Origin of the sequence: Anoxynatronum buryatiense (assembly GCF_900182905.1) — a bacterium.
GTDB classification, from domain to species: Bacteria; Bacillota; Clostridia; order Peptostreptococcales; family Tindalliaceae; genus Anoxynatronum; species Anoxynatronum buryatiense.
This window is the reverse complement of the sequence record NZ_FXUF01000002.1, coordinates 330,048-346,737: the sequence shown is the minus strand read 5'-3', so window position 1 is coordinate 346,737 and position 16,690 is coordinate 330,048. Positions and strand designations below refer to the sequence as shown.

The 16,690-nt window shown below is 48.8% G+C and carries 15 protein-coding genes; all 15 read right to left on the bottom strand.

Annotated elements, in window-relative coordinates; translation table 11 throughout:
* Positions 1-7: 7 nt before the first annotated feature.
* Positions 8-1,804, bottom strand: a complete 1,797-nt coding sequence (nuoF, locus tag QOL74_RS04305) for an NADH-quinone oxidoreductase subunit NuoF (protein WP_283408207.1) — start codon at positions 1,802-1,804, stop codon at positions 8-10.
* A 45-nt stretch (positions 1,805-1,849) separates the two neighbouring features.
* Positions 1,850-2,215 (bottom strand): (2Fe-2S) ferredoxin domain-containing protein, encoded by a 366-nt coding sequence (locus tag QOL74_RS04300; RefSeq protein ID WP_283408206.1) that lies wholly within the window; start codon positions 2,213-2,215, stop codon positions 1,850-1,852.
* Position 2,216: 1 nt separating this feature from the next.
* Positions 2,217-2,705: an NADH-quinone oxidoreductase subunit NuoE family protein gene (locus tag QOL74_RS04295; protein ID WP_283408205.1), complete on the bottom strand. Its 489-nt coding sequence runs from the start codon at positions 2,703-2,705 to the stop codon at positions 2,217-2,219.
* 302 nt (positions 2,706-3,007) lie between these two features.
* Positions 3,008-3,931 carry an HPr(Ser) kinase/phosphatase gene (hprK, locus tag QOL74_RS04290; RefSeq protein ID WP_283408204.1) on the bottom strand — a complete coding sequence of 308 codons (924 nt, stop codon included), beginning with the start codon at positions 3,929-3,931 and terminating at the stop codon, positions 3,008-3,010.
* The gene (locus QOL74_RS04285; RefSeq protein ID WP_283408203.1) at positions 3,928-4,140 is read right to left on the bottom strand and encodes a PspC domain-containing protein; all 213 of its coding nucleotides are present in this window, start codon (positions 4,138-4,140) and stop codon (positions 3,928-3,930) included. The genes hprK and QOL74_RS04285 overlap by 4 nt, the downstream gene beginning before the upstream one ends.
* A gap of 13 nt (positions 4,141-4,153) precedes the next feature.
* Complete coding sequence (uvrC, locus tag QOL74_RS04280; protein ID WP_283408202.1) at positions 4,154-6,049, bottom strand: excinuclease ABC subunit UvrC; 1,896 nt, start codon at positions 6,047-6,049, stop codon at positions 4,154-4,156.
* Positions 6,050-6,249: 200 nt separating this feature from the next.
* Positions 6,250-7,191, bottom strand: a complete 942-nt coding sequence (locus QOL74_RS04275; protein ID WP_283408201.1) for an RnfABCDGE type electron transport complex subunit D — start codon at positions 7,189-7,191, stop codon at positions 6,250-6,252.
* Positions 7,192-7,209: 18 nt separating this feature from the next.
* Complete coding sequence (rsxC, locus tag QOL74_RS04270; protein WP_283408200.1) at positions 7,210-8,538, bottom strand: electron transport complex subunit RsxC; 1,329 nt, start codon at positions 8,536-8,538, stop codon at positions 7,210-7,212.
* Positions 8,539-8,576: 38 nt separating this feature from the next.
* Positions 8,577-9,458 (bottom strand): 4Fe-4S dicluster domain-containing protein, encoded by an 882-nt coding sequence (locus QOL74_RS04265; RefSeq protein WP_283408199.1) that lies wholly within the window; start codon positions 9,456-9,458, stop codon positions 8,577-8,579.
* A gap of 21 nt (positions 9,459-9,479) precedes the next feature.
* Positions 9,480-11,723, bottom strand: coding sequence for a molybdopterin-containing oxidoreductase family protein (locus QOL74_RS04260; RefSeq protein WP_283408198.1), 2,244 nt, complete (start codon positions 11,721-11,723; stop codon positions 9,480-9,482).
* A 13-nt stretch (positions 11,724-11,736) separates the two neighbouring features.
* Entirely contained in the window at positions 11,737-12,342 is a 606-nt protein-coding gene (locus QOL74_RS04255) for a TorD/DmsD family molecular chaperone (RefSeq protein WP_283408197.1), read from the bottom strand.
* 169 nt (positions 12,343-12,511) lie between these two features.
* Positions 12,512-13,216, bottom strand: coding sequence for a twin-arginine translocase subunit TatC (gene tatC / locus QOL74_RS04250; protein ID WP_283408196.1), 705 nt, complete (start codon positions 13,214-13,216; stop codon positions 12,512-12,514).
* Positions 13,217-13,242: 26 nt separating this feature from the next.
* Positions 13,243-13,425, bottom strand: coding sequence for a twin-arginine translocase TatA/TatE family subunit (locus QOL74_RS04245; RefSeq protein ID WP_283408195.1), 183 nt, complete (start codon positions 13,423-13,425; stop codon positions 13,243-13,245).
* Positions 13,426-13,451: 26 nt separating this feature from the next.
* Positions 13,452-13,640 carry a Sec-independent protein translocase subunit TatA/TatB gene (locus tag QOL74_RS04240; RefSeq protein WP_283408194.1) on the bottom strand — a complete coding sequence of 63 codons (189 nt, stop codon included), beginning with the start codon at positions 13,638-13,640 and terminating at the stop codon, positions 13,452-13,454.
* Between the two features lie 191 nt (positions 13,641-13,831).
* Positions 13,832-16,690: an excinuclease ABC subunit UvrA gene (gene uvrA / locus QOL74_RS04235; protein ID WP_283408193.1), complete on the bottom strand. Its 2,859-nt coding sequence runs from the start codon at positions 16,688-16,690 to the stop codon at positions 13,832-13,834.

Here is a 16,690-nt window from a genome sequence, read left to right as displayed (position 1 = left end):
CCGACAACTACCCTTTTTTGATGGCTTTGAATGGGCAAGCTACCAGGCAGGCACCGCACTTAATGCAGCGTTCTTGATCGATGTGATATATTTCTTTGCCTTTGACACCACTAATGCAGTTCACAGGACACTTGGCGGCGCAAATACCGCATTTCTTACAAAGATCATCAATGACCAGGTATTGCAACAGCGCCTGACAGACACCTGCTGGGCATTTCTTGTCATTGACATGCGCCTCATACTCATGCCGGAAATATTTCAAGGTGGATAACACAGGGTTGGGAGCTGTTTGACCCAGCCCGCACAGGGATGCCCCTTTGATGGTTTTAGCCAACGTTTCCAGCTTAGCCACATCGTCCATTGTACCTTTACCTTCAACAATTTTATCCAGTAACTCGTGCATACGTTTGGTGCCTTCACGACAGGGTGTGCACTTGCCGCAGGATTCTTCTTCTGTAAAGTCCAGGAAGAAACGCGCCACGTCAACCATACAGTTGTCTTCATCCAGCACAATCATCCCGCCAGATCCCATCATAGACCCCAGCGAAATAAGGTTATCGTAATCAATGGGAGTATCCAGGTATTCAGCCGGAATACAGCCACCGGAGGGTCCACCCGTTTGAACAGCTTTAAACGCTTTGCCATTGGGGATGCCGCCGCCCACTTCATAAATGGTTTCCCGTAGGGTGGTTCCCATGGGGATCTCCAACAGACCGGTGTTGTTAATTTTGCCCGCCAGAGCGAACACTTTTGTTCCCTTTGATTTTTCGGTTCCAATACCGGCAAACCAGTCGGCTCCTTTGAGAATAATCTGTGTGATATTCGCAAAGGTTTCCACATTGTTTAACAAGGTAGGTTTGTCGAATATACCTTTTATGGCAGGGAAGGGAGGCCGCACCTTTGGCATGCCACGCTTGCCCTCGATGGAGGCAATCAGTGCTGTTTCTTCACCACAGACAAAAGCCCCGGCACCCAGCCGAATTTCCATATCAAAACCATAACCGGTTCCAAAAATGTCATCACCCAGCAGGCCGTTTTCTTTTGCCTGATCGATGGCAATCTGAAGACGTTTCACAGCGATGGGGTACTCTGCCCGCACGTATACAAATCCTTTACAGGCACCAACGGCATAGCCGGCAATGGTCATGGCCTCCACAATGGCATGAGGGTCTCCCTCCAACACTGAACGGTCCATGAAAGCACCCGGATCACCTTCGTCGGCGTTACAGGCAACATATTTAATATCACCAGGCGCCTTTTGGGTGAACTCCCACTTCAAACCGGTGGGGAAGCCCCCACCGCCACGGCCGCGAAGCCCTGAGCGTTTGATGATATCCACCACTTCATCAGGTGTCATTTCCGTCAGCACTTTTGCCAATGCCTGATAGCCGTCATAAGCAATGTACTCTTCGATGATTTCCGGATTAATAACACCACAGTTGCGCAGTGCCACCCGCTGCTGTTTTTTATAGAAGCCCACATCGTCAATGGAGTTCATTGTTTCATCTGTTGTGTGGTCTTTATAAAGCAGGTCGGTGACGATACGGCCCTTCAAGAGATGCTCTTCAACAATCAACGGCACATCGCTGACCTTGATCATGCTGTAAAAGGCACCTTCGGGATAGACAATAACAATGGGACCGGCTTCACACAGGCCGAAGCAGCCAGTTTTAACCACCTTGATTTCTTTTTCAATGTTATGTTTGGCCAGTTCAGTTTCGAAAGATTCAATTATTTTCATTGATTCTGATGAGACACATCCGGTACCGCCGCACACCAGGACGTGGGATCGATACAAATCCATAAAGTTGACCCTCCTTACCTATTCTTCATTTCTCTGTAGCCAGGTCTATTTTTCGTAAGCCCCAATGGTACATTCTTTGACAATATGACCATTAACCAGATGCTCTGCAACAATCTTGCGTGCATCTTCGGGAGTCAGTTTCACATAAGTAACTTTTTCATCTCCCTGATACACTTCGACCATTGGTTCCAGACGACAGGCACCAATGCAGCCGGTTTGTGTCACCACCACATTTTTCAACTGGCGCTTGCTGACTTCTTCCACCAGCGCCATCATTACCGGGCGGGCACCAGCAGCGATTCCACAGGTAGCCATACCAACCACCACACGAATACCATCTCTTTCGGAACGAAGTTTCACACTGTCCTGTGCTTTCTTGCGGATGGCTTCCAGTTCAGCAATAGATTTCATATCAGGAACCCTCCTTTTGATATTTTTCAACAATACCGGGAATATCTTCCAATGTTAGTCTTCCATAAACATCTTCATTTACTGTCAGAATTGGTGCCAGTCCACAGGCACCGATACAGCGGGTTGCCACCAGACTGAACTTTGCATCGGCTGATGTTTCACCCGGTGCAATACCTAGCATTTCTGCAACTTTTTCGACCATGGGCTTGGCCCCGCGAACGTAGCAGGCAGTTCCCATACAAATTGAGATGGTATACTCGCCCTTGGGTTCCAGAGTGAACTGAGAGTAGAATGTGACTACGCCATAAATTTCACTCATTGGAATTTTAATGCCTTCTGAGATTTGTCGTTGCACTTCAATGGGCAGGCAGCCAAAAATATCTTGAGCTTCCTGCAATACTGGCATTAAAGCGCCTTGTCTGTTTTTGTGTCGAAGAATGACTTCATCCAATTTCTGAAAGTTTTCTTCTGTCAAAAACTCTTTTGCCATCAATGACCCTCCTTGTTCCTTATCATTTCTTTATTTCGAATGAAGCATCACTGCTCCATGCACAGCCCCCAGCAGCACAATCTTACTCTCCATATTATAGCATATGAAAGCGTTGTCATGTTAAAATTTAGACAAGAACCCCCAAAACTTTTAACGTTACATTCCCAAATGAAATTCCAGACACGACAATTATATCCAACCTGTCGTTGTTTCTGCAAGATATTTTTGAGATTAAGCCAAAATTACTGACGATTTAGCTTCTGGTGTGATTTGTTATTTTTGAGACGAATAACACCCCCTCATTACCAGTCTTGATCCAAATAGTTCATCAGCCTGTCATTAAATGCACGAGCTGCGTTATAACCCATTTTTTTCTGCCGGTGATTACGGGCAGCCACTTCAATGATCAGCGCAATATTTCGGGCCGGTTTCACCGGAACCACCACTTCCTCCACCTTTACATCAAGAATGGCGCGAAATTTTTCATCCAATCCCAGGCGATCATAGTCTTTATGTTGGTCCCATTCTTCAAGATGCACCACCAGATCAATCTCTGTCCGATTTTTGATGGCTCCCACACCAAAGAGGCTTTTGACATCCATAATACCGATTCCCCGCACTTCAATCATGTGCCGGGTTAGCTCAGGGGCATATCCCAGCAAAAGTTCATGCCCTACCCGCTTGATTTCCACCGTGTCATCAGCCACCAGCAAATGGTTCCGCTTAATCAGTTCAACGGCGGTTTCGCTCTTACCGATGCCACTCTTCCCGGTGATCAGCACGCCTACACCGTAGATGTCCATAAGAACGCCATGAACCCGGGCCGTTTCAGCCAAATGAAACTCCAGGTAGTTGATTAAGCGGGAAATCAGTTTGGTGGTATTCATGGGACTCCCCAAAAGCTTTACCTGGTGTTTAACAGCAATTTCCACCAGTACATTGGGTAATTCCAAATCCCTGGTAATTAACATACAGGGGAGTGGATGGGAAAGAATTCGGTCGAATCGATGGCTGCGGGTGGTCTCATCTAATGTCATTAAAAAATGATGTTCCACTTTTCCAATAATCTGAAGTCGTTCATAGGCAAAAAAATCAAAGTAACCTGCCAGTTGAATTCCCGGGCGGTTCATATCACTGGTGGTGATCAGCGCTGTTCCAGGCACATTGGGTGTCAGGTCGACCAGCTGCTGGTCGTGCATCAGCTGGTCCACCGTTATGGTGTTCATATACCCTCCCGCTGCTGATGGATGGGCGGTTTGGGAATGACTGCCATGGCAATCAGGTAGGCAATAATGCCGCCAAATCCCACACTGAAAATGGTAAGCACGACCCATATGAGGCGTACCAATGTTGGATCAACTGCAAAATACTCCGCAATTCCTCCGCAGACACCTGCCCATTTTTTATCGGTTTCTGACAGATATAATCGTTTCATGTCAATCATCCTTTCATTCTTTGCTGGCCTGTTGCTGTGACTGAAAATAGGTTGTGATATTCTCTGCTACGCCTTTGGAAATACCTGGTACCCGGGCAAGTTCTTCCACCGTGGCTTTTTTTAAGCCATCCATGGTTTTGAAATGCGCCATCAACAGCTGACGGCGTTTGTCGCCAACGCCTGGAATCGTGGTTAACTCTGAATGAATCAACTGCTTACTGCGTCGCTGTTGATGAAAGCTGATGGCAAAGCGATGGGTTTCATCCTGTATAGATGTGACCAGCCGCCATAAGGGCGGGTTTTCTTTCAGGTCAATTTTATGACCGCGGCTTAGAAGCCACCGGGTGCGATGTTTGTCATCTTTCACCATGCCCATTACCGGTATGTGAAGGCCCATTTGCTGCAAAACTCTTTCTGCCGTTGACACTTGGCCTGCACCACCGTCAATAAGAAACAGGTCAGGCATTGCACCTGCCTTGTCAGGATTATACACCTGTTCACCCGCTGCAATTTCTTTGGCCTCCTGAAGTCCCCGATACAATCGTCGTGTCAGCAACTCTTCAATGCTGCCAGTGTCGTCAGGTCCTGTCACCTGACGCATGCGGTACTTTCGGTAATGTTTTTTACTGGGTTTGGCATTTTCAAAAACCACCAATACTCCCACTGTTTCAACACCCGCCGTGTGAGAGATGTCCACAGCCTCGATGCGCAGCGGGGGCTGTTCAAGTGCTGCCAGTTGCTGCAAGTCACCCAGCACTTGCGTCACAGCTGCTTCTTTTTGCCGTTGCCGGTTTTCACGCTGCTCCAGTTGCAACAGTGCATTTTTTTTCACCAGTTCCACCAGGCGTTTCTTCTCACCCCGCTGGGGTACTAACAAAGACACCTTTCGGTGCCGCTTGTCGGCAAGCCAATCTTCTATGACCTGCTGGTCATCCACCGGCTTTTCCAGCAGGATTTCTCCTGGAATGATGGGCGCATTGTCGTAAAACAACTTGATAAACGATGCCAGAATATGGCCAGTTGATTCATCCTGGTCGGTTTTCATCAGATGATGATGCTGGCGCACGATCTTACCATCCTGCACTGTGAACACTTGCACACAGGTTTCAAAGTCATTGGAGGCGGTTGCAATCACATCCTGATCATGGCCGCTCCCCCGGTCCATTTTTTGTTTTTCTGTTACCTTTTCAAGTGCTGCAAGCTGGTCTCTTAATACGGCTGCCTGTTCAAAATCAAGGCTTTCAGCGGCGTCTTTCATCCGCCGGTCAAGTGCTTTTTGCAGCTCAGTCTGTTTTCCTTCCAGCAACAGGATAATTTGCTGAATCATTTCCCGGTATTCTTGCTGATGCAATCCACCTTTGCAGGGGCCCAGGCATTTTCGAATATGATAATTGAGGCATGGCCGCTCGATACGTCCACTTTTGGGGTCAATTTTCCGGGAACAGGATTTGAGTGGATACATGCGTCGAATCAATTCCAGGGTTTCATTCACTGCTCCGGCATCGGTATAGGGACCAAAATATAGGGAACCGTCCTTCACCAGGTTGCGGGTTTTCATAACTCGGGGAAAGCTTTCCTGCCGGGTGATTTTAATATAGGGATAGCTTTTATCATCTCGCAGCAAAATATTATAGCGCGGCCGGTTTTCTTTAATTAAATTACATTCAAGAATTAAGGCTTCCACCTCTGTATCAGTCACAATGGTGTTGATATCTCTTACTCTTTGCATCATGGCCCGCACTTTCGGCGGATGATTGCTTTCTGAATGAAAATATTGACGGACGCGATTTTTCAGGCTGCGTGCTTTGCCCACATAGATGATTTCCTTGCGGTCATCCAGCATTTGATAGATTCCGGGCTGATCAGGCAAGTTTTTCAGCTTTTCATCCAACGTCATTTCTTTCATCATTTCATGCCCTCATTCCAGTTCATCACCAGATATTGGTGCGTTTCTGTTCTTAGTTGATTAACCAGATTCTTCACGTGATTCTATTGTACCTCTTTCCGCGCTTATTTTCCACGCCTTCGTTTTTTTGGTTCCAAACATTGAAACAGCCTGCCGCATAAGCGGCAGGCACAGGTGTGTATCTGTTCATTTTTTTGACAGGCTTAAGCTTCTTTGGGCTCCAGAAAAGCCAGATGCCGGGTTGATTTATCAATGACAGGCACAAAAGCATTCATAATGAGAATGGAAAATGCCACACCTTCTGTCGGCGGCAGAAAAACCCGGAACAACATCACCAGAAAACCAATGGCGATTCCAAAAATCAGTTTGCCACCGGTGGTGATGGGGGCCGTCACCCAGTCTGTGGCCATAAAGAGGGCACCCAACATCAACCCGCCGGACAACAGGTGATAAATCGGGTCTTGACCAGTAACCAGTGCAAGTACAAATACCGTCACGAAAATAGACGCTGGTACCCGCCAGTTAATATGGCCTTTCATGTAGAGGAAAACACCGCCCGCCAGTAACGCCAGCGGGGAAGATTCTGACAGTGCGCCGCCGGGATAGGCTAAAAACATCTGCAGGTAGCCGGGCATTTCCATTCCGCCACCCAGCATGGCCAGTGGAGAGGCCTTTGAAACCACATCGATGCTTCCCAAATTGGGAACTCCCACCATCACACCTGCCAGAAGAGGTGCCAAAAAGATCATGCAGACACGGCCAAAAATCGCAGGATTAAATCGGTTCATCCCCAGTCCGCCTGCCAGTTCTTTGGCGATGCCGACGGCCAACACTGTTGCCAGCACGGCCGATACAGGCGAAGCAGTGGGCTGATAGAGCAGTGCCACAAAAAGTCCTGTTAAGAGAGCGCTGCCATCTTTCAGCGTCACCGGTTTCTTTCGAATGGTGCGAAAAACGACTTCTGTAACCGCTGCCGTGGCCATGCACAGGGCAATCATCATCAGTGCATACCCTTTGTAAAAATAGACAGATACCAGGGAAATGGGCAAAAGGGCGATCATCACATCACGCATGGCGGTATGGATAAACACATCATCTTTCAGATAGGGCGCCGCTGATACCGGTAAATGTTCTGCTTTTATCATTTTCGATCTCCTCCTTTGCTACTGGGCCTGTTTGCGCACCAGTTCCATTTTTTTGACCACCGGCTTGGCATGTCGTATGAATTCAAGTATGGGCCGGTTGGAAGGACAGCTGAACACACAGATGCCGCACTCCATACAGTCCATGATATTCCATGCTTCCAACCCTTCATAGTTCTCAGTTTCAGCAAAAATACTCAGCTGATTGGGGTACAAACGCATGGGACATCGGGCCACACACTTGCCACACCGTACGCAGTGTTCATGAGGCGCATGCTCCCGAACCATTTCAACAGGCAGCATCAGCACACCGGTACTGTTTTTGATCACCGGGGCTTCCAGAGTATCCTGAGCCCGTCCTGTCATTGGGCCCCCCAGTATTACTTTCATATCATCGTAGGTTGTTACACCGCAATGTGCCAGCATGTGACCAACAGGTGTTCCAATTTTTGTCAGGAAATTTCCCGGATGGGGGACTTGGGGGCCGCTGACGGTAATCACCCGTTCAATTAATGGCTTCCCGTACACTACCGCTTCATAGACAGCAATGGTGGTTCCCACATTTCGTACAATACAGCCAATTTCAGCTGATCTGGCTCCCCGGCGAACATCTCTGCCGGTGGCCGATTTAATAAGAATGGATTTAAAACCCTGGGGATACTTTACCGCCAGTGGAACGATCTCAAACAACTCATTGTCTTTGGTCTTTTCCTTCAGGGTTTCAAGGGCATCCGGTTTGTTGACCTCAATGCCAATAAGACATTTCTTAGCACCAATAACGCGGCTTAAGATTTCTGCCCCTGCCACCAGTTCGTCTGCCCGTTCCACCATGGCTCTGTGGTCGCAAGTCAGAAAAGGTTCACACTCAGCTCCATTCAGCACCAGATAGTCCACTGGCTGACGTGTATTCACATTGACATGAGTGGGAAAAGACGCTCCCCCCATCCCTACAATACCGGCATCTCTGATGGCCTGAATAATCTCTTCCTTACTCATAGCTCCCGGATCACGTTTGACGGATGGTTCGAAGGAATGATTTTCCCCTTCGGTTTTAATAATAACGCTTTTAGCCACATCACCACTGCAGTATGCCAGGGTTTCCACTTTTTCCACCACTCCGTTGACGCTGGCATGTACCGGCGCACTGATCATCTCGCCTGAGTCACCAATGATCTGACCAACGCTGACACGGTCACCCGCTTTTACCAGTGGTTCGCAGGGCGCTCCCAGACATTGGTGCATGGGAATGGTCACCCGTTCAGGCACTGACATGGGTTGAATCTGTACGCGGTCTGTATAGCGTTTAAAGTGGGGGACATGGGCACCACCCTTAAAAGATTTCATCTCCATTTGCTTCACCCCTTCTTATTTTCTGCCGGTCGACATGGTTAGGAAGAACTGTCTGAGGATTCTCGTTCCCGATCCATGGCTTCAAGATCATCATCTTCGTCCTGTCCGGGAATCACGTAACAGTAGGGAGCAGCAGCATGTTTCTGTCGCACTTCCGCAGCCTTCTGTTCATACTTCCTGGAATGCAGGAAATTGAAACCAACCACGGCTCCTACTGCAGCCAGCACCAGAGGACGCAGCGGCAGTGCACTCCAGAGCCGCAGCGAAAGGGGAATTTGCGGGTTCACCGGCAATCCGTAGGCTGGTGGTGCTTCATCAAGAATCATTAACACCCGCTGACCGTTAAATTCTGTGGTGCCATATAGATTTGCACTGACGTAACCCTGATTTTTCAGATCTTCCACCCGTTGGCTGGCATGGGCAATCATGGTATCCCGTGGTCCAAACTGCACTGCTTTCGTGGGGCAGACAGTGCTGCATAGAGGTTCCAACCCCTGGTCGATGCGGGCATCACAGAGGCTGCATTTATTAACCGCACCTGCGGGCCGATCGTAGCTGATGGCATTATAAGGGCAGTTTTTAGCGCAATAGTTGCAGCTGATACACAATCTTTCATCGATGACCACCAATCCGTCTTCATTCTTATGACAGGCTCTGGTGGGACAGGCCATCACACAGGAAGCCTCGGTACAGTGGAGGCAGGCATTCTTTTTATAAACAGTTCTCATGCTGCCGGCAGCACTGCCGCTGTAGTATTGTCCTGTATTCAGTTCACTGATTTTGGTGCGAAAAATCAGCGGGGTGACATTGTATATACTGGCATCGCTGTCATAGATATTTTTACAGACAGCTGTACAGGCTTCACACCCGATACAGAGGGAGTGATCCACCAACATGGTCATTTCGTTTTGATTACTCATTGATATCCTCCTCTCTCAGGGTTAGGCCCGATACACTTTCACGGGAAAATCAAGCATACAGGCACCAGCACCAGGATCATGCAGTGCTTTCATTTCTTCGTGGGTCATGGATGGGATCAAATCACCATCATTGGCCCCAATACCTGCGGCACGACTAAGCCCCTGGCTCCAGTGACCAAACCCGTGGAAAACACAGACGCAGTCATGACGAATGCCTGCCGTCAGTTTCGCTTTCAGTTTGATTTTGGCAACCCGGGATTCCACATACACTTCGTCACCTTCACGAATACCCATTTCAGCTGCCCGGCGATCATTGAGAATGGCATGGTTTTCGCCATACAGTGCCATGATGAGCCGATTGTTTTGTGATTCTGTCATTTTATGCATGGGCGGACGGTTGATGAGGTAATGGAAGGGATAATCTGCCGTCGGCTCCTCCCGCCGGGGGCGCCAATGGGGCAGAGGATCAAAGCCATTTTCCTCCATCACCGTTGAAAACAGTTCGATTTTTCCGCTGGGTGTGTTGAAACTGGTTTTGCCTTCAAAAGGTTTTTCGTCACCCCAAAGTCCTGTGGGATGATCTTTCATATCGTCCCATGTGGTTCCTGCCGCTTCCAAAATGGCGTTGTTCCATTTGCCGCCGGAAGCCTCTTCAAAATAGTGTCCCAGATTCATGGCCTTGGCCAGCTCAACGATGATGGCACTGAACCCTTTGGTGTCATACTGGGGTTCAATGACCGGGGTGCGGACCGCCAGCTGGGGATAGCGGGAAAAGAAATCCCGTTCGGACACGCCGGAGGTCTCCAGCCAATAGGGCTCAGGGAACACCACATCGGCCATCATGGCCATCTCTGAGGGGTAGATTTCACAGACGGCAATAAAGTCCAGCTTTTTCAGTGCTTCTTCCATCCGCTTGGCTTCAGGAAAAGCCAGCAGGTTGTATTTTCGCACCAGTGCCGCTTTGGTGGGGTAAGGTTTTTCGTTCAGAATACCATCAGCCACAGTGGCAAAGTCACCATTGGTGAAGCGGCTCATGATTTCCCGCTGCTCCCAGGCGTCAATACGTTCTTTGCGCCGCTCCGGGAAATCTGGGCGGGGGAAAACCTCATCAAAACTGGGAGTGGGGAAACTGCGTTTCAGCAACAGTCCGCCTTCCCGGTCAATGGTACCCACCAGGGCATTGAGAATAACAATGGCCTGGGCCAAGCGGGTGCTGTTGGCATAATTAGGGCCGGCAGCATCCCTTTTGTGGGTGAAAATATGGGCTGGTTTGGTAGTCGCAAACTCCCTGGCAATGCGGCGAATATCTTCGGCGGGAACTTCAGTGATCTCAGCGGCCCACTCTGGCGTATAATCGCGGGCAAAGTCAGCCAGGTATTCAAAGCCAAAGGTCATGTCTTCCACATATGACGCATCGAACAAATTTTCACTGACAATCACGTGAATCATGGCCAGGGCAAAGGCCAGATCAGTTCCCGGTTTAATCTGAATCCATTCGTGGGCTTTTCGGGCTGTCACAGACATATAAGGGTCGAGGATGACCATTTTGGCATTGTTGGCCAATGCCCGGGTAATGCTGCGAATGTGCATGTTCTTGGATTTCCCCAGGCCGTCGAAGCCAAAACCCATAATGTATTTGCAGTTTTCCAGATCGTAAACATAAGGACGTCCGCCCCCGGTTACCTGGGCAAACCAGCTGGCCACCTGAGAAGTAAAACAGGTGCTCTGATGGGCCACATGATTGGGGGTGCCGATGGCATTGCGCAGCCGGTTGGCAAAATCCTGTCCCCGCATAAAGAAAATGATGGACTCCGGCCCATGTTCATCGATGGCCTTCTGAAAGTTCTCCGCTGTCAGTTGGAAAGCTTCCTCCCAGCTGATTTGAATGAATCCCGGGTCCACCCCTTCACCCTTTTGAGGATTGGTGCGCTTCATGGGGTATTTCAGACGGTCAGGGTCATATAACGTTTTGATAGATGAATAGGCTTTGACACACAAACGCCCCTCAGCTGCCTGATCATCGGGATTTCCCTCCAGGTGTACCACGCGGCCATCCACCACGTGGGCGCGGATACCACAGCCACCGCCACAGACACTGCAAAAAGTGTTCACCACCTTGGATTGGGGTTCAATCACACTCTGCTGCTCCGCATGAACGAAGCGGGGAATGCCCAGTCCCAAACCGGCGGCCAGACTTCCGCCGGCGGCAGTTTTCAGAAACGTGCGCCGGTCCATCTCAAACGTAGATTTCTTCGTCGATTGCATGATTCAGTTCCTCCTATTCCATATTCATCAGCTGCATCAGCAGCTGTTCTTCCTCTTTCAAAAAATGTAATGTTCTTTCAGACACCAACCGATAGATCTCTGCTTTGGGATGTGTGCAAAGTTTCTGCAATACCCCCGGCAGCCATATCAGCACATGTTTTTGCAGAAAATCAAGCTGGGCTTCGTAGCTTTCACCCTGTTCAATGAGATGCGCCATAAACGACAGTTCAACCGAGGCATGGTCTTCAGGGTGATATTCATCTGGTTCAAGCTTCAAGCCATGAGTCTTATACCGCTTTGTCACCTGCTGCCAGGCTTTCTGCCGCAGCAGTGGTTCACTGCTTTGGTGAACGGATGCATACATTTTCACACCTTCAGGAAGCAGAAAAAGATGGGCATATTCCACCCGCAGCTTTTCTTCAGCAGCCTTGTCAGATAATGCCTTTTCGATTTCAGTTCTAATCACCTGATGAGCTTGTCGGCATGTGGGTGTCATGGCTTCAAAAGTGTTTTGTAACACAGGCCAGTCTTTGGCTAACAGCTGGTCATAAAAAAATCGAGCATGCAATGCATATTGCACAACCCGATCCTGATAATTCACATTCATCACCATCACCATCACCTTCCCTTCACCAGCAGCTGTGCTCCAATGCTTGTTAATGATTTAACCATTTGAGGCACAACCCGCTGCACATTCAATTCTCATGATTTATTATATCATAAAGATATAAGAATTGAATTATTTTTTAAAGACTCGTTCAGTGACTTCAGTCCACTGCTTGATTCCATTATTGCTTTTTCTTTTTCCGTCGAAACTGTACCAGCATAACCAGCAGAATACCCACTTCGTAAAGCACCCACAGCGGTGCTGCAATCATCAGCTGTGAAACCACATCTGGCGGTGTGATAATGGCAGCTCCTATGAGAATGACCAGCATCACATATTTTCGAATGCGTCGCAACAGCGGAGCTGTCACCACATTGATCAGCCCCAGAAAAAGAAAAAGCAACGGCAGTTGGAATACCAGGCCGAAAGTGAGCAGAAACTGGGTAATGAATGAGGTGTATTGGGTAATGGTAAACAAGGGAATCAGGTCATCCGAGGCAAATTTCAGAAAAAAAGCGATGGCAAAGGGAAACGCAACTCGATAAGCAAAAAGAATGCCTGTGATAAACATGAGAATCATGGCAAAAACCACCGGCACCAGCAACTTTTTTTCGTTTTTATAGAGTGCCGGCATAATGAAAGCCAGCAGCTGGTAAACGAATACAGGCATGGCCACCATAATTCCCGCCAGTATGGCCAATCGTATGTTCACCATCAACGCTTCAGGTGGTGTGATGTATATGAGCTCTATTGGCCCGGCAGGCTTGACCAGCAAAACGCGAATCTCGTCCACGTAGAAAAACCCAGCCGTCGCTGTGATTGCCAGGGCTACCAGACAGATGATCAGGCGCTTTCTCAATTCTTCCAGGTGTCTGATAATGCTCATGGTTCGGCTCTCGTCTGTCACGCTTGTCACCTATCCTTTAACGATTCTTTCGTCTTTTTTAACTCTTCCGCTTCATCTTTTGTGGCTTCATCCTTAAATTCTTTCAGGCTCTCTTTGGCTGACTTGCCAATCATTCCAAATCGCTTCGGTCCAAAGACCAACAACACAACCCCTGCGATGAGGAGCACTTCCAACCATCCAAAACGCATGACATCACCTGCTTTCCCAGAATCAATTATTTAGTCTTTGGTTCATCACCATCATCATCCAAGGTGACACTGTCTTTCACTTCTTTTGATGCCTGTTTAAACTCTCGGATCCCTTTCCCCAGTGACTTCCCTATTTCAGGAAGCTTTGTCGGACCAAAGATCAGCAGTGCCAGTCCAAAAACCACCAACAGTTCCTGAAAACCAATTCGTCCCATGCGATAACCTCCTTTCGCTTTTCTGAACCATTTCTGACTGCGCAAATGGTTCACTATCGCAGACAAGTTGTTTTCGACAACGGTGATCCGTATCAACATTTTCTGAATCGCATTGTTGTCAATAAAGAAGTGGCTATGAGCGACAATCTAAAGATTCCCATTGATTGCCCAGACTGTCGCTGTGTTGACCATCACGAAATCGACTGTTGCCGACGATCGCCTTCAAGCATTTTTTTCAGAAAGTGGCCGGTATACGAGTGATCCTTCGCAGCTACAGCTTCCGGTGTTCCTGTGGCAATCACTGTACCACCTTCATTGCCTCCCTCTGGCCCCATATCGATGAGATAATCTGCCGTTTTGATCACCTCAAGATTATGCTCAATCACTACAACGGTGTTTCCTGCTTCAACAAGTCGTTGCAATACCTGTATCAGCTTTTCGATATCGGCAATGTGGAGACCTGTGGTGGGCTCATCCAGAATATAGAGGGTTTGCCCCGTGCCTTTCTTGCTCAGTTCTGTCGCCAGTTTGATGCGTTGCGCTTCCCCACCGGATAGCTGGGTGGAGGGCTGGCCCAGTTTCAGATAACCCAATCCGACATCCATCATGGTTTGTAACTTTCTGCGAATGGCGGGAAGACTTTCAAAAAAGGACAAGGCTTCTTCCACGTTCATTTCCAGTACATCGGCAATGGTTTTTCCCTTGTACTTGACCTCCAGGGTTTCCCGATTGTACCGCTTCCCTTTGCACACCTCGCAGGGAATGTAGACATCAGGCAGAAAGTGCATTTCGATCTTGATGATCCCGTCACCCTTGCAGGCTTCACAACGCCCACCTTTTACATTAAAGCTGAACCTGCCCTTTTGATAGCCCCTCATTTTAGCGGTGGTTGTCTGGGCATACAAGTCACGAATGGGATCAAATAATCCGGTGTAAGTGGCGGGATTGGACCGGGGTGTGCGCCCAATGGGGTCCTGACTGATTTTAATGACTTTATCCAATTGCTCAAGGCCTTCAATGGCATCATGGGCGCCGGGCTTTTCACGAGTGCGGTAGAACTCCTGAGCCGCCCGTTTATATAGTATTTCATTGATCAATGTACTTTTTCCCGAGCCGGAAACACCAGTGATGCAGGTGAAGGTTCCCAGAGGAAAGTCCACATCAATGTTCTTCAGATTATTTTCCCGGGCTCCCCTCAAGCGAACCCAATGCCCGTTGGGTTCCCGCCGTCTGCCGGGTATTTCAATATACCGGTCTCCCCGGAGAAACTGGCCTGTAATGGAAGCAGGCGTGTTCAGGATATCCTGCAGCGTTCCCTGGGCCACCACTTCCCCGCCATGAATCCCTGCACCAGGACCGATGTCGATGATATGGTCTGCATGGAACATGGTGTCTTCATCGTGTTCCACCACAATGACAGTGTTACCTATATCAGTGAGATGCCGCAGGGTTTTCAGCAGGCGTTCGTTATCCCGCTGGTGCAGTCCGATGCTGGGTTCATCGAGAATATACAACACGCCCACAAGACTGGAGCCAATCTGGGTGGCCAGCCGAATGCGCTGAGATTCTCCCCCTGAAAGGGTACCTGCATTTCGTGCCAGGGTCAGATAACCCAACCCCACATCCAACAGAAAATGCAGCCGTTCCCTGATTTCTTTCAGAATCTGACGGGCAATCATTGTCTGGCGGGCATCCAGCCGTATTTCTTCAAAAAAGGCGACTGCCTCACGTATTGACATGATGGTCATTTCATGAATGTTTTTATCTGCCACCGTCACCGCCAGAGAAATATCTTTCAGCCGCGTTCCATTGCAGGCGGGGCAGGGACTCTCACTCATAAAGGATTCTATTTTGTCCCGCATGTAATCAGAGCTGGTTTCTTCGTACCTTCTTGTCAGGTTGGGGATCACACCTTCAAAAGTGGAAGAATAGGTGCGTTCACCACCGAAGCGGGATTCGAAACGAAAGGATACTTTTACACTGCCAGAACCATATAATAGGGTTTGAAGAAAATCTTCCGGCAGATCTTTGATGGGGCTGTCCAGGCTAACCTTGTATTGTGCTGCCAGCTGTTCCAGCATGCGAAAATAATAGGTGTCTTCCGACTGGCCGTTGGTTCCCGTCCATGGAGCCACGCCACCTTCCCGTATGCTCAGTTCCCGATTGGGCAGCACCAGTTCCGGATCCACTTCTTTCATATGCCCAATCCCTTTGCAAACTTCACAGGCACCAAAGGGGCTGTTGAAGGAGAACATGCGGGGTGCCAGTTCGTCCATGCCGATCTGATGTTCCGGGCAGGCAAGCTGGGTCGAATACATAATTTCCTGATCACCGGGAATATCCATCAGCACCAACCCCTCAGTGAACCGAAGGGCTGTTTCAATGGAGTCTGAAAGGCGCTGTTCAATGCCTTCTTTCACCACAATACGGTCAACCACAATTTCAATGTGATGTTTTTTATTTTTTTCCAGCTTGATATCTTCATACACTTCCCGAACTTCACCGTTAATACGTACGCGAACAAAGCCTTCTTTCTGAATTTGCTCCAGTAATTTCTGATGTTCTCCTTTTTTGCCCCGCACCACTGGTGCCATGACTTGCAAACGCGTTCCCGTTTCCATTTGCATAATCCGATCCACAATCTGCTCCACTGTCATTTGCCGGATTTCCTGATGACAAACCGGACAATGGGGAATGCCTGCCCGGGCAAAAAGAAGCCGCAGATAGTCATAAATTTCTGTCACCGTTCCCACAGTAGACCGGGGGTTTTTACTGGTGGTTTTCTGGTCAATGGATATGGCCGGGCTCAGCCCCTGTATGTCATCCACGTCCGGCTTTTCCATTTGACCTAAAAATTGGCGGGCATAGGCGGATAAACTTTCAATATAGCGACGCTGTCCTTCTGCATATATGGTATCGAAGGCCAGTGAGGTTTTGCCTGAGCCGGAGAGTCCGGTGAGGACCACCAGCTGATCCCGGGGAATGGTCAGGTCAATGTTTTTAAGGTTATGCTCCCGGGCGCCTTTAATGGTAATTTCGTTCCGTGCCAC

What these genes read in the sequence shown, in the direction of transcription:
- QOL74_RS04260 (WP_283408198.1), bottom strand. Translation starts at nt 11,723, where the DNA reads ATGCAATCGACGAAGAAATCTACGTTTGAGATGGACCGGCGCACGTTT.
- nuoF (WP_283408207.1), bottom strand. Translation starts at nt 1,804, where the DNA reads ATGGATTTGTATCGATCCCACGTCCTGGTGTGCGGCGGTACCGGATGT.
- QOL74_RS04245 (WP_283408195.1), bottom strand. Translation starts at nt 13,425, where the DNA reads ATGCGTTTTGGATGGTTGGAAGTGCTCCTCATCGCAGGGGTTGTGTTG.
- QOL74_RS04255 (WP_283408197.1), bottom strand. Translation starts at nt 12,342, where the DNA reads ATGGTGATGGTGATGAATGTGAATTATCAGGATCGGGTTGTGCAATAT.
- QOL74_RS04285 (WP_283408203.1), bottom strand. Translation starts at nt 4,140, where the DNA reads ATGAAACGATTATATCTGTCAGAAACCGATAAAAAATGGGCAGGTGTC.
- QOL74_RS04240 (WP_283408194.1), bottom strand. Translation starts at nt 13,640, where the DNA reads ATGGGACGAATTGGTTTTCAGGAACTGTTGGTGGTTTTTGGACTGGCA.
- QOL74_RS04295 (WP_283408205.1), bottom strand. Translation starts at nt 2,705, where the DNA reads ATGGCAAAAGAGTTTTTGACAGAAGAAAACTTTCAGAAATTGGATGAA.
- uvrC (WP_283408202.1), bottom strand. Translation starts at nt 6,049, where the DNA reads ATGATGAAAGAAATGACGTTGGATGAAAAGCTGAAAAACTTGCCTGAT.
- QOL74_RS04300 (WP_283408206.1), bottom strand. Translation starts at nt 2,215, where the DNA reads ATGAAATCTATTGCTGAACTGGAAGCCATCCGCAAGAAAGCACAGGAC.
- QOL74_RS04275 (WP_283408201.1), bottom strand. Translation starts at nt 7,191, where the DNA reads ATGATAAAAGCAGAACATTTACCGGTATCAGCGGCGCCCTATCTGAAA.
- QOL74_RS04265 (WP_283408199.1), bottom strand. Translation starts at nt 9,458, where the DNA reads ATGAGTAATCAAAACGAAATGACCATGTTGGTGGATCACTCCCTCTGT.
- rsxC (WP_283408200.1), bottom strand. Translation starts at nt 8,538, where the DNA reads ATGGAGATGAAATCTTTTAAGGGTGGTGCCCATGTCCCCCACTTTAAA.
- tatC (WP_283408196.1), bottom strand. Translation starts at nt 13,216, where the DNA reads ATGAGCATTATCAGACACCTGGAAGAATTGAGAAAGCGCCTGATCATC.
- hprK (WP_283408204.1), bottom strand. Translation starts at nt 3,931, where the DNA reads ATGAACACCATAACGGTGGACCAGCTGATGCACGACCAGCAGCTGGTC.